The organism is Phaeobacter sp. JH20_26 (assembly GCF_048056275.1).
In the GTDB taxonomy this organism is placed as follows: Bacteria; Pseudomonadota; Alphaproteobacteria; order Rhodobacterales; family Rhodobacteraceae; genus Phaeobacter; species Phaeobacter bryozoorum.
The window spans coordinates 491,566-504,226 of the sequence record NZ_JAYMWL010000013.1 but is presented as its reverse complement, the minus strand read 5'-3'; the positions used below and the strand labels follow the sequence as shown (position 1 = coordinate 504,226).

General features: G+C 61.2%; 9 protein-coding genes. 2 read left to right on the top strand and 7 right to left on the bottom strand.

From position 1 onward, the window contains the following. Positions 1 to 61 precede the first annotated feature (61 nt). The gene (locus VWY60_RS08160) at positions 62 to 2,284 is read right to left on the bottom strand and encodes a methyl-accepting chemotaxis protein (RefSeq protein ID WP_416540247.1); all 2,223 of its coding nucleotides are present in this window, start codon (positions 2,282 to 2,284) and stop codon (positions 62 to 64) included. Positions 2,285 to 2,556: 272 nt separating this feature from the next. Continuing rightward, positions 2,557 to 3,084, bottom strand: a complete 528-nt coding sequence (gene ssb, locus VWY60_RS08155; RefSeq protein ID WP_416540245.1) for a single-stranded DNA-binding protein — start codon at positions 3,082 to 3,084, stop codon at positions 2,557 to 2,559. Between the two features lie 342 nt (positions 3,085 to 3,426). Between ssb and VWY60_RS08150 the strand changes: the two genes are divergently transcribed. Together VWY60_RS08150 and VWY60_RS08145 are read left to right on the top strand one after the other, a co-directional pair. Continuing rightward, positions 3,427 to 4,011: a lytic transglycosylase domain-containing protein gene (locus VWY60_RS08150; protein WP_340545432.1), complete on the top strand. Its 585-nt coding sequence runs from the start codon at positions 3,427 to 3,429 to the stop codon at positions 4,009 to 4,011. 296 nt (positions 4,012 to 4,307) lie between these two features. Continuing rightward, positions 4,308 to 4,682, top strand: a complete 375-nt coding sequence (locus VWY60_RS08145) for a hypothetical protein (protein WP_416540244.1) — start codon at positions 4,308 to 4,310, stop codon at positions 4,680 to 4,682. A 27-nt stretch (positions 4,683 to 4,709) separates the two neighbouring features. On the opposite strand, the gene VWY60_RS08140 is transcribed toward VWY60_RS08145, so the two are convergent. The 5 genes from VWY60_RS08140 to VWY60_RS08120 all read right to left on the bottom strand — a co-directional run bounded on the left by VWY60_RS08140 (position 4,710) and on the right by VWY60_RS08120 (position 12,454). Beyond that, positions 4,710 to 6,797: a dipeptide ABC transporter ATP-binding protein gene (locus VWY60_RS08140; RefSeq protein ID WP_416540243.1), complete on the bottom strand. Its 2,088-nt coding sequence runs from the start codon at positions 6,795 to 6,797 to the stop codon at positions 4,710 to 4,712. A gap of 102 nt (positions 6,798 to 6,899) precedes the next feature. Further along, positions 6,900 to 8,342: an ABC transporter permease gene (locus tag VWY60_RS08135; protein WP_416540242.1), complete on the bottom strand. Its 1,443-nt coding sequence runs from the start codon at positions 8,340 to 8,342 to the stop codon at positions 6,900 to 6,902. Positions 8,343 to 8,356: 14 nt separating this feature from the next. Then, positions 8,357 to 9,409, bottom strand: a complete 1,053-nt coding sequence (locus VWY60_RS08130; RefSeq protein ID WP_340545436.1) for an ABC transporter permease — start codon at positions 9,407 to 9,409, stop codon at positions 8,357 to 8,359. A gap of 139 nt (positions 9,410 to 9,548) precedes the next feature. Then, a complete protein-coding gene (locus VWY60_RS08125) occupies positions 9,549 to 11,219 on the bottom strand; it encodes an ABC transporter substrate-binding protein (protein WP_340545437.1) in 1,671 nt (556 codons plus the stop codon). 410 nt (positions 11,220 to 11,629) lie between these two features. Then, positions 11,630 to 12,454 carry an AraC family transcriptional regulator gene (locus VWY60_RS08120; protein WP_340545438.1) on the bottom strand — a complete coding sequence of 275 codons (825 nt, stop codon included), beginning with the start codon at positions 12,452 to 12,454 and terminating at the stop codon, positions 11,630 to 11,632. Positions 12,455 to 12,661: the final 207 nt, after the last annotated feature.

The window sequence follows — 12,661 nt, the reverse complement described above, 5'->3', positions numbered from 1 at the left end:
CCTGCCATGGCGGGGGCTGTGTCATATGCCGGATGAGGATCTGGCCAGGCTGGCCTGGGGATCAGGCGACCCAGGATTCGTCGTCGTCAACGCCAGCTTCGATATCTGCGGCGTCATGCTCGGCGGCGGCGGCCATCTGCGCCGCCATCTCTGCGTCGCTGTGCTCCTCCTGCGCTGAGGCGGGGGCTGCTGTGCCTTCCAGCTGAAAGGCGCCGATCATCGTGTTCAGCTCGCGTGCCTGCTGGAACAGCTGCGTGGCCGAGGCGGTGGTCTCCTCGGTCATGGCGGCATTGGTCTGGGTCATCTGTTCCATCTCGCCGACGGCGTGGTTCACCTCGCTCAGCTGGGTCGACTGGGTCTCCAGCCCCTTTGCAATCGAGACGATCAGTTCGGAAATCGCGCTCACCTGGGTGCTGACCTCGGACATGGCGCTGCCGGCAGAGCCGACGAGGCTGGATCCGGTATTGACCTGCGCCGAGCTGCGGGCGGTGATTTCGTCGATCTGCGACACCGCATCGGAGCAGCGCTGTGCCAGCCGCTGCACCTCGCTGGCGACAACGGCGAAGCCACGGCCGGCCTCACCGGCGCGCGCCGCCTCGACCCCGGCGTTGAGCGCCAGCAGATTGGTCTGGAAGGCGATATCCTCAATCACCTTGGTGATCTGGGAAATCTCGTCGGAGGAGGTGCGGATCTCCTCCATCGCGGTCACCGTTTTCTGAACGATATCTTCGCAATCGTTGACCTTGTCCTGAGTAGTGCCGGCGATGGCCTCGGCCTCCTTGGCGTTGCTGGCGGATTCGCCAACGCTGGTGGTGATCTCGTTCATGGCATGGGTGGAGCGTTCGAGCGCGGCGGCCTGCGATTCGGTGCGCCGGGACAGATCATCCATATTGGCGGCAATGGTCTGGCTGTCGTCGCCAACCGACAGGGCGGCGCTGCGGACGGTACTCATGGCATCCTGTAGCGAGGCGGCCAGTTCGTTGAAATCCATGCGCAGGCTTTTGAAATCTTCGGGGAAATGGTCTTTCAGACGGTAGACCAGCACCTTGTTGCTGAGTTGGCTCAGCGCTTCGGCGATGGCGTCGGAGACCAGTTTCTGTTCGGCCATCGCGCGGTCCAGATGATCATCGGCCGCGCGTTTTTCGAGGGCGTGACCGCGCAAGATTTCGGCCTGTCGCGCGATATTGCCGATCTCGTCCTTGCGCGATTTGCCGGAGATGTCGATCTCCAGCTCACCGGAGCTGATGCGCTCCAGCGCAGTGGTTACCATCCGCACCCCGCCTGCGATATCGCGGGCGATCACCAGCGCGCCAAGGCTCATCGCCACGATCACAAAGGAAAGGCCAGCCAGCGTCTGGTAGAAGGAATTGTTATTGAATCTGTCGAAAGCCTCGAAATCGGCCATCAGCTGATCGCGGATCTCGGTTTCGACCTCTTTGACAACTTCGATCGCTTGGGTGGCGATTTCGAACCACTCGTCGCCGGACAGGTCCTGAGGGGCGCGACCGGCGAGCACATCCGACCGGATATTCGCAAAGGCCTGATAGGTTTCGCCTGCGGCCTGACCGTCAAAAAGCTCGGCGCTTTCGCTGTCGGACAGTTCATGGAAAACGCGTATGCGTTCTTTTGACTGCATATAGGAAATGAGCATCCGTGATTGCAGGTTTTCGGTCCAGCCATTGGCGAAGCCCTGGGCACCGACCGCACGCTGGATGCCATAGGCGTCTTTGGCCATTTGAAAATAGGTAAGGGCCATCGCACGCTCGGCCAGTTCGGTGTCGTGGACCAGCACCTCAAAGGCAAGGGCGGTTTCCAGCAGGTGGAGGTTCAGTTTGCTGTAGAATTCGACCGCTTCCGGCGCGCTGATGGCCCGATCCGCGATCTTGAGGCGCATGTCATCCAGGGCTTCCAGCTCGTCATGGGCGAGACTGACGAAGACACGCGTGTTGTCGTGCAACTGTGACAGATCGGCGGTTTCGATCACCTCCAGCATATGCTCACGCAACTCCTGCGATGTCTGGCGCTGGGTTTCCAACCGGGCAGGGAGCGCGGTCGCCTCGGTGGAGAGGAAGGCCGCAGACAGGCCGCGCTCCAGTTGCAGATTATGAACCAGCTCGCCCGCGGTCAGCATGATATCCCGGGTCAGCGTGGTGTCGAAACTCGCCCGTTTGTTCAGCGTGTACAGCACCGCGCCGGATACCCCGATAATAATCAGGAGAGGCAACCCGATGAGGGTCATAATCTTTGCCCGGATGGACATACGCTGCAACAGTCGGCTGATCATACTCTAGGCTCCGGCTTAACGTTATCGGTCCGCAAAACCGTAGGTTCGAGGTGCTAATAGAATATGTATTTTATCGCCCGATAGAGATTTTAGATAAAAGATGAATTCAAAATCGCCTTGTTTTGCTGGTTATTGGCTGGGATCAATCGCCGCCGCTATCGCTATGGGAACTAAGGGTTTTGCAAAAAAAATGCGCAGACCGGTGAAGGTCTGCGCAGGAAAAACACCATTCGACCGGGCTTTTGGCGCCGGTTCGTGGCTGTGATTCGCCCTTAGAACGGGATCTCGTCATCGTCGATATTATGCGATGCGCCGCCCTGGTTGCCGCCGCCGAAGCCGCCGTCCTGACCGCCGCCGCTGGGGCCGCTGTCGTAGCCACCGCCGCCGCCATAGCTGCCGCCGCCCTGACCGCCACCATAGCCGCTGCCACCACCCTGGCCGCCTTCGTTGCGGCCATCAAGCATGGTCAGCGTGCCGCCGATGCCCTGCAAGACCACCTCTGTCGAGTAGCGGTCCTGGCCGCTCTGGTCCTGCCATTTGCGGGTTTGCAGCTGGCCCTCGATATAGACCTTGGAGCCTTTGCGCAGATATTGTTCTGCCACGCGCACCAGACCTTCGGAGAAGATCGCGACCGAATGCCATTCGGTTTTTTCGCGACGCTCGCCGGTGTTGCGGTCTTTCCAGGTCTCGGAGGTTGCGATCCGCAGGTTGCAGACCTTGCCGCCGTTCTGGAAACTGCGCACTTCGGGATCACGGCCGAGGTTGCCGATCAGGATTACTTTGTTGACTGAGCCTGCCATGGGTCTGTCCTCTTGGTCTGGTCGTTCGGAGTCGCGAAAATCAGCAAAAGCCGGGTGGTTTACCCCTCCAGCTCAGCGGTTTCGGCGGGCCCCGTCGGGGTATGAAATCTGTCCGGTCCGAATCTGGTCGCGCCGGGTTGGCGGCCACACTACCGCTCCGGGTCGCCACATGAAAGTCGGCTGGCGGCGATATCTGAGGTCATCCTCATATTTTGCGCGAGAGGCGCCCGCATCACCGGCCGCAGCCGCAGGAAACGCGAAGGTTCTTTTCTTTTTAGTCAATCCGGATATAGTTTCGCGCAATCCAGGATACGGAAAAACAGGGACAGGGCAGGGCGTTTAATGCGTAGGCTGTTGGTGGGGGTCACGCTGGCCGGTGTTGTATCGGGCCAGATGGCAACGGCAGATATGTTCAGCACAAAGAGCCAGCGCAAGCTGTTTGCCTCGCACGCGCGGGTTCTGGATGAGCGCGCTGCCGGGCAGTACAAGAATTCGATCCGCCTGCAACCGCCCACCATCCATACGCCCTCCAAACACGGCAGCCTGCCGTATAGTGGCAAATATCGGGGCCAGTATCTGAACATTGCGCGGGCCGCGGCGCAGAAACACGGGGTGCCGGAGGATCTGTTTCTGCGACTGGTGCAACAGGAAAGCGGCTGGAACCCGACGGCAAAATCCCACAAGGGCGCGCTGGGGCTGGCACAGCTGATGCCCGCCACCGCCAAGGCGCTGGGGGTGGATGCCACCGATCCCAGGCAGAACCTGGAAGGTGGCGCGCGCTATCTCGCCCGGCAGTACCGCAAGTTCGGATCCTGGCGGCTGGCGCTGGCGGCCTATAACGCAGGCCCCGAAGCGGTGCGCAAACATGGCGGTGTGCCGCCCTACCGCGAGACCCAGAACTACGTGAAGAAGATCTGGGGCAGCTAAGCCCCTCCGGCAGGGGATTGCGCCAGAGTGACCGTCGCGCAGCAGCCTGACCACGCCGGGCCTGCGCGCTGGGGGCGCGCGCAATTGACCGGGGGTCTGCGTGTTTTCTCTGTTTGAAATCTGAGCTTCAAATCTGAAATTCTACGCAGTTTCGGCAGCAGCTTGCCGATTGTCCGGGGGATCGGCATTAATACGCTGATAATCTTCCTTAATGCCGCGTTAACTCCGTCTGACTGCCAGAAAGTTGCCTTAATCTCTTGGCAACTAATCGGAAGCTTCAGAAGAGGAATATCCCGGTGTCTTTCAAACGCTTCGACGAACGCCTGAACCAGATGCAATGGCAGCCCCAGTCCGGCCCGTCGCCGCAGATCGTTGACAGTGTGATTGCCGACCGCGCGCCGCTGGCGATCCGTGGCGTGGAGTTCACGCTGGCGGGCGCCATTCTGGGCATCCTGATCGGTGTCGGCCTCAAGGGGATCTATACGCCCGGCGCGCCCTGGGGACCCAATACCGGCCAGATCGGGCTGCTGATCGGCGGCGCCTCTCTCGCCAGTGCGGCGGCCTCTATTGCGCTGGCCGCCTATGCGGTGCTGCGCCGCCACGATATGCCGCGACTGATGCAGTTTGCCTCGATGAACCTGCTGATCATCGTGATGCTGCTGCTGGGCTAATCGTTTCCCAGGCGCCCTGACCGCCGATCACTCGGCGGCGATTTTGATCACCGGTTCCATCTGGGCCAGTTCGGCATCGTCGAGATGGCATTTCACCTGATGGCCCCCCGCAAGGGTGCGGACCGGCGGAACCTCGCGTTCGCAGAGCCCATCGGCCACCTTCGACTTCCAGCGGCAGCGGGTCTGAAACGGGCAGCCGGGCGGCGGGTTCATCGCCGAGGGAATATCGCCTTCCAGCACGATATGGCGTTTCTCAACCGAGGTATCGGCGATCGGCACGGCGCTTAGCAGCGCCTCCGTATAGGGGTGATAGGGCGGGGCAAAGACCTGATCGGTGGTGCCCAGTTCCACCACATGGCCGAGATACATCACCATCACCCGGTCGCTGAGATAGCGCACAATGCTGAGGTCGTGGGAGATGAACAGGAGCGTTGTTTTCTCCTTGCGCTGGATTTCCATCAGAAGATCGGTGACCGCCGCCTGCACCGAGACATCCAGCGCCGAGACCGGCTCATCCGCCACCACGATGCGGGCGCCACCGGCAAAGGCGCGGGCAATGCCGACGCGCTGTTTCTGCCCGCCTGACAGCTGGCGCGGCATCCGGTCGGCAAAGGCCCGCGGCAGCTTGACCAGATCCAGCAGCTCCAGCATCCGCTCCCGGCGCGCCGCCGTGCTATCGCCGATGCCAAAGATTTCCAGCGCCCGCATGATCTGACGGCCCACGGTCATCGAGGGGTTCAGCGTGTCGAACGGGTTCTGAAACACCATCTGCACATCGGACACCGTGCGGGTGTCGCGCTGTTCGATCGGGGTGGCTTCGATATTCTTGCCATCCAGTTCGATGGCGCCATCGGTCGCCGTCTCCAGCCCCATCAGCACCTTCGCAAAGGTGGATTTGCCGCAGCCGCTCTCGCCGACGATGGCCAGGGTCTCACTCTCTCGGGCCTCGAAACTCAGGGTTTCATTGGCCTTCACCACTTTGCGCGCGCCGCTGTCAAACAGCGCATTGGCCGAGACCTCGTAATATTTGCGCAGATTGTCGATTTTCAGGACCACCTTGCCGACCTCGGGTTTTTCCTTTTGCACAGCGGCGGCAATCGGGGCGTTCCAGTCGATTTCATCATGGCGCAGACAGCGGGTGTGGTGGCGGTCGTTGCCATGGACGGCTGCCATCGGAATATCCTGGGCATCACAGCGCCCGGCCACGAAATAGTCGCAGCGCGGGCCAAAGTTGCAGCCGGGCGGGCGTTCGTGGGGCAGCGGGAAATTGCCGGGGATCGCCACCAGCGGGCGGGCATTCTTATCCGCGCCGGGCAGCGGGATCGAGCGGAACAGCGCCTGGGTATAGGGATGCTGCATCTCGTCAAAGACATCATGGATGGAGCCGCGCTCCACCGCCTCGCCGGAATACATCACACAGAGCCGGTCGCAGGTTTCCAGCACCAGCCCGAGGTTGTGGCTGATGAACAGCATTGAGGTGCCGTATTTCTTGCCCAGATCCTTCACCAGCTCGACCACGGCGGCCTCCACCGTCACGTCGAGCGCGGTGGTCGGCTCATCAAGGATCAGCAGCGCCGGTTTCGACATCAAGGCCATGGCGATCACGATACGTTGCTGCTGGCCGCCCGACAGCTGATGCGGAAAGGAATTCAGCATCCGCTCAGGGTCGGGAAGGCGGACATCGCTCACCACCTCCAGCGCGCGCCGATAGGCCTCTTCCTTGCTGACGCCCTCGTGGATCATCGGCACTTCCATCAGCTGCTTGCCGATCTTCATCGCCGGATTGAGCGAGGCCATCGGCTCCTGATAGATCATCGCGATCTCATTGCCGCGCACATCGCGCAACTCTTCGGCGCTCATTTCCGCCAGATCGCGGCCCTTGAACTTGATGGAGCCGCCGGTGATGCGGCCGTTCTTGCCCAGATCCTGCATCACGCCAAGCGCCACTGTGGATTTGCCGCAGCCCGATTCCCCGACCAGCCCCACCGCCTCGCCGGGCTGCACGGTGACGGAGAAATCCATCACCGCCGGAATTTCGCGCAACCGGGTGAAAAAGGAGATCGACAGCTTGTCGATTTCGAGGATCGGGCCGTCATAATCTGCCAGTTTGTTCATCATCTTATCTCCCTGTTGGAGCTGGAAGGGTGGTCTGCCCTTCTTCTGGCCCCAAAATATCCCGGGGGTCCGGGGGCTGGCCCCCGGTCCGACCGGTTCGGATCAATCGCGCAGGCTTTCTTCGCGCAGGCCATCGGCCAGGAGGTTCAGCCCCAGAACCAGGCTCAGCAGCGCCAGCGCCGGCGGCAGCGGCGGGTGCAGGTAGACCGACAGCAGCTTGCGCCCGTCGTTGATGGTGCTGCCCCAGTCAGGGCTTTCCGGTGGCAGGCCCAGTCCGAAAAAGCCCAGCGTGCCGAGGAGGATGGTGGTATAGCCGATGCGCAGGCAGAAATCGACGATCAGCGGCCCGCGCGCATTGGGCAGGATCTCCCACAGCATGATGTACCAGGGCCGTTCACCCCGGGTCTGGGCGGCGGCGACATAGTCGCGGGTCTTGATGTCCATGGTGAGCCCGCGCACGATGCGGAACACGGTGGGCGAATTGACAAAGACAACCGAGACAAAGACCACCAGAATACCGCCCGGCACGTCAAAGAGATCGAGCGGCCAGAAGGTGATCTTGGATCCCGCCTCATTGATCAGCGACAGATAGCCCAGCAGGCCCGGGATCAGCACAACGGCCAGCCAGAGCGCGCTGTGCTGCGGCCGGGTGCGGAAGCGCGAGTGGATCAGCACCCCGACAAAGATCAGCGGAAAGGCAAAGAGCACCACGGCGATATATTGCGGCAGGCCGGTTGCGATGATCTCCGGGGTGACCAGCAGGTAGAACAGCAGGATCACCGGGAAGGCCAGGATCAGGTTGGCGAGGAAGGACAGCACCGTGTCCCACAGGCCGCCGTAATAGCCCGCAGGCAGCCCCAGCGTGATCCCCACCATAAAGGCAAACACCGTGGCCAGCGGCGCGATCTGCACCACCACCCAGGCGCCATCTATCAGGCGGCTGAAGACGTCGCGTGCCAGGTTGTCACCGCCAAGCAGATACCAGGCCGCAATGCCACTGTCGGCCTCGGCGCCGGGCAGGGGGGTGCCGGGCAGCTTGTTCTTGAGGCCACTGACCTGGGTCAGCGGGTCGTGCGGTGAGATCAGATCCATCGCGCCCAGCACACCGGTAAAGACCCAGAACATCACCAGCGCAAAGCCGATCATACCGATTGGGCTGTCGAACAGCTTGCCATAAAGACCGAGCCGCCGCTTGAAGGTCATCGACACCGCAAACAGCACCACCAGCGCGATCCAGACCGGCAGCAGCAGCCGCGCCATGGCACCGACGATGCCGCCGCTGGCGCCAAACAGCACGCCGAAGAGGATATAGATCAGGATCAGTCCGATCACCGCAAGAAAGCTGAGGCGCACCGCCCTGCCGGCCAGCACATCGGGTGTGGTCGCGAGACCGGCGCTGCCATGGGCGTTGATCATCGTTGTCGGGCTGACCGTGACGATGCTGAGCACCAGCCATGCAACGATGCAGAGCGCCAGTGCCACAAGGGCAAGGATCAGCACCGGGTTTAGAAAGGCAAGACTTCCGGTCCAGCTGAGAGGGTCCATGCTGCGTTCCTCCTTCAGGAAATCCGGATACGGGGATTGAGATAGACATAGCCAATGTCGGAAATCAGCTGCGTGAGCAGCACGACAACGACAGAGACCACCGAAATCCCCAAGAGCAGTTCGATGTCATTATTGCCAGCCGCCTCGACCAGCGCCCAGCCGAAGCCCTTGTAGTTGAACAGGGTCTCGACAATCACCACGCCGTTCAGCAGCCAGGGAAACTGCAGCATGATCACCGTGAAGGGGGCGATCAGCGCATTCCGCAGCGCGTGACGCATGACGATTTTTGGAAAACTGACGCCCTTGAGCCGGGCGGTACGGATATACTGTGCGGTCATCACCTCGGTCATGGAGGCGCGGGTCATCCGGGCGATATAGCCGATGCCATAAAGGGCGATGGTCAGTACCGGCAGGAAGAAGTTTTCGAAATTGGCGTCGACCATCGCCGAATTTGCGGTGCCCTTGAACCATTTCAAGCCAACGGCAGAGGAGGTGAAGACCGCCATGAAGATCACACCGGAGACATATTCCGGGGTTGCCGTGGTCAGGATCGAGGCGGTTGACAGTGTGCGGTCCGTGACGGAGCCTTCGCGCATCCCGGCCAGGATCCCGATCAAGAGCGCCGAGGGCACCATCAGGATCAGCACCCACATCATCAGAAAACCGGTATTGCCAAGGCGCGTTGCAATGATGGAACTGACATCATCCTTGAAAACGCTCGAATGGCCCCAGTCGCCCTGAAGAATGCCGCAGAAACGTGGGGCGGCTGCTGCCTCTTCGGCGGGTTGAACCCCGGTGATGCAGCGCCCTGTGGTCCCCTCATCTGTCACCGTAGTCCAGCCCGGCAGCACTCCCAGCCATTGGCCGTATTTCACCGGCATCGGTTGCAGATACCCTCCCTTTTCCAGCCAGCTGGCAACCGCCTCGTCCGACATGCGGAAGTTGCCTTGGGTCTTGGCGAGTTTTTCAAGGTTCGGGTAGAGATTGGTCAGCGTGAAGACGATGAAGGTCAGGCAGAGCGCGGTCAGGATCATGATCCCGACACGCCTGAGGATGAACAGTCCCATGGAATGCTCCCGTTGGTGGCTGTACGCCTTGAGTTAGGCCAATGGTCAGGCCGCAGTCGGCGGCCTGCCAGGCTATTGAGCGTTTTCTTGCGGCCAGAAGCTTTGGGCCGCGCCGTGCGGCGCGGCCCGCTGTGTCAGATCAGGCCTTGAAAGCCCATTTGTAGATCTGGGGCAGATCGGCGATGTGCTTGTCGACGCCGACCACATTGTCGGTGTGGTGGCGGATGGCGGTCCGCCAGAAGGGCTGGATGGTAACGCCTTCGTCAATCATGATGGCCTGTAGCTTGGCCATGACTTCGCGCCGTTTATCGACATCTGCAAGTGCGTTGGCTTCGGCCAGCAGGCTGTCGAACTCTTCATTCGCAAAACCGGCTTCGTTCCAGGCTTCGCCGGAGCGGTAAGCCAGTCCCAGAACCTGGGTGCCGAGCGGGCGGTGGTTCCAGTTGGTGGAGCTGAACGGGTATTTCGCCCAGTCGTTCCAGAAGGTCGAGCCGGGCAGAATGGTCCGTTTGACCTTGAAGCCCGCGTCACGAAGCTGGGCTGCGACCGCGTCGGTCGTGTTGCGGCGCCAGTCGTCGTCGATGGAGTGCAGCTCGTGCTCATAGTCGAGCATGCCTGCCTCTTCCATCAGCGCCTTGGCCTTGGCCGGGTCAAACGGCAGCCGCGTCACAGTCGGGTCGTGTTCGGGGTGCATTGGGCCGACATGGCAGTTGTCTGCCGGAATGCCATAGCCGGACATGCCCAGTTCAAGGCAGACGGTGTTGTCCACCGCCATGGCAATCGCCTGGCGCACGCGCTTGTCGGCATAAGGCTTGGTGCCGTTGACCTCGGCCAGCTGGTTGGGGCGGATCACGATGGTGAAGCCGGAGGCGATTTCCGAGCGGTTCAGGCCGATGCCGTCAAAGATATCGACGTATTCCCCCACGGATTCCCAGTTCATATCAATTTCTTCGGCCTCATAGGCCGCCAGGAACGACGCCGGATCGGTGCCGTAATCAATGAATTCGATCCGGTCCAGATAGCCGCCTTTGCCCGCTGCGGTGCCCCACCATTCGTGGTCTTCGTTGCGTACGAGGACGCCTTTCACGCCGACTTCCATCGACTCAGGCAGCATGTAGCCGGTGCCGATGGGGTTCTCCAGCATGGTGTCGCCGGTATGGCTGGCATGGGTGATCTGCGCGGGATAATCAGCCATCCCCGGAATGATGGTGATGTCCGGAGTGTTGGTTTTCAGCAGCACGGTATGGCTGTCGACAACGGTGATGGCGCCTTCGGCGGCTTGGCCGGTCTCCGCGTCGATCAGCGACGCCATACGGCCTGCCATCGAGTTGCCCTCGACGCTCTTGTCGCACCAGCCAGTGATGTTGCGGGCCACGTCCTCTGCGGTGAAATCGTCGCCATTGTTCCACTTCACCCCTTTGCGGACATGCAGGGTGAACTCGGTCGCGTTTTCGTTGACGTCCCAGCTTTCCAGCAGCAGCGGTTCAAAGGAGCCATCGCTGTTGTATTCGACCAGGAATTCCAGCCAGCCGGAGGTAAAGGTTGCGATCTGCGCCCAGTCATAGGTGCGCGGATCCTTCAGGGCGCGCACTTCCATCTGCATGCGCAGGGTGCCGCCGGTCTGTTCATGACCTGCGGCCTGAACAGGGGCGTCAAGCCCAAGGAGGCCGTATGCCGCAGCCGAACTGACGCCAAGCGCGGTGGCGCGGACCATGAATTCGCGTCGATCCATCTTCCCAGCAAGGGTTTCTGTCGCATACATCTTTGCCGCCGGGTGGATATCGGTCCCGGTGATGGTGTCTTTTGTCATGTGGCTCTCCCTGTTGCACCGCAAGTTTTCGCTTTTGGAACGGCGGGCCGTCTGAGCTGGCTGGCGCCGTTTGAGGTGCTGTGTTCAAAGATTGTTTCCCCGTCTGGTCATTCGGCCCCAGATCGCGGGTTAGGTCAATGTAAGAAGTCGACGTTTCGCATGACTTTTGCGACATTGTTGGTGTCGGTTTTGTGTTTTTCCCCAAGGGAGGCCAGTCCGAAAGTTTTAGTACTGGGCATATGTGCACAGTTAGCCGGTAGGCCGCGCGTCTGTGGCCGGGGTGACTCGTGGACGTTTAGCGCGGTCCAGGGGCTGGGGAATTCGGCGCGAGGTGGTGCAGGCGCGCAGGCGCGGCGTCGCTGCGCCCTCGGTGGACACGGTGCGGGGGAGATCTGGTGCGGCCTGATATCTCAGGCGGCGCGTTTCAGCTTTTCGCGCGCCTGTTTGCGCAGACGGCTTGGGGTTTCACCGGTGTGCTGGGTGATGAAGCGGGTGAAATAGGCGGCGCTGCCAAAACCGAGGGTCGAGGCGATATCGCGCATCGGCAATTCAGAGTTGATCAGCAGGCTGCGCGCCGCGTGCAGCTGGCGCTCGGTCAGCAGAGCGCCCGCCGTCTTGCCGGTTTCGGATTTGCAGACGCGGGTCAGATGTGTCGGCGTCACATTCAGCGCGGCGGCATGATCGGCCATGCTGGCATGTTGGGCATAGCATTCGACAATGCGCCCGCAATAGCCCTGAGCCAGCCGCTGGGCAGCGGTGGGTTTGCCGCTGGTGCTGCTGCGTTCCGCCATCAGGCGGCGGATGTGGATTGCGATCAGCGTGCCATGGGCCTGCATCGCGCGATACCACAGTGCGGGGCGATCCTGCTGTTCGGCCTGCATGGCCTGGAACATGCTGTTGATCACCGCCTGATCCTGAGCATCGGGGATGCGCAGCGTGTCGGCGGCATCGGGGAAATCCATCGGGGTCGAGGTGGGCACATTCATGACTTGCCCGATGCACTGCCGACCCAGCTCCAGCGACCACAGGGTCCCGGCCGGAACAAAGATGGCGCTGTTGGGGCCAAAGCCACGCTGCTGCCCGTTCAGAAAGACCCGCCCCTGGCCACGGGTGATCCAGATCAGCAGATTTTCGGGGCGGTCATGTGCCAATTCGACCTGCCAAGGCCCATCGGGAGTCAGCTGCGACAGCGGTGCGACTGTGATCTCGCCGATATGGGTGGGGTCAAAAGGCATAGGCTGGTTGATATGTGATGCTCGTATTTTCGGTTGGCGCAAATGGACATGAAAAATTGATTCTGGCAAGTTTTTGCCGAAAAATGCTTAAGGATTTAATAGAATTGCAGGTCTCTGCATGGGGTTTGGGCAACAATGTGCGTATGACGCGCGGTCATCTGGACATTTTGTCCACATCTGTTCCGCGCACCGTGCCGCCGATGTCAT

Bases quoted from the DNA above. Each gene is read 5' to 3' on its own strand.
- VWY60_RS08140 (WP_416540243.1), bottom strand. From the start codon at position 6,797: ATGAACAAACTGGCAGATTATGACGGCCCGATCCTCGAAATCGACAAG.
- VWY60_RS08150 (WP_340545432.1), top strand. From the start codon at position 3,427: ATGCGTAGGCTGTTGGTGGGGGTCACGCTGGCCGGTGTTGTATCGGGC.
- ssb (WP_416540245.1), bottom strand. From the start codon at position 3,084: ATGGCAGGCTCAGTCAACAAAGTAATCCTGATCGGCAACCTCGGCCGT.
- VWY60_RS08120 (WP_340545438.1), bottom strand. From the start codon at position 12,454: ATGCCTTTTGACCCCACCCATATCGGCGAGATCACAGTCGCACCGCTG.
- VWY60_RS08160 (WP_416540247.1), bottom strand. From the start codon at position 2,284: ATGATCAGCCGACTGTTGCAGCGTATGTCCATCCGGGCAAAGATTATG.
- VWY60_RS08130 (WP_340545436.1), bottom strand. From the start codon at position 9,409: ATGGGACTGTTCATCCTCAGGCGTGTCGGGATCATGATCCTGACCGCG.
- VWY60_RS08135 (WP_416540242.1), bottom strand. From the start codon at position 8,342: ATGGACCCTCTCAGCTGGACCGGAAGTCTTGCCTTTCTAAACCCGGTG.
- VWY60_RS08125 (WP_340545437.1), bottom strand. From the start codon at position 11,219: ATGACAAAAGACACCATCACCGGGACCGATATCCACCCGGCGGCAAAG.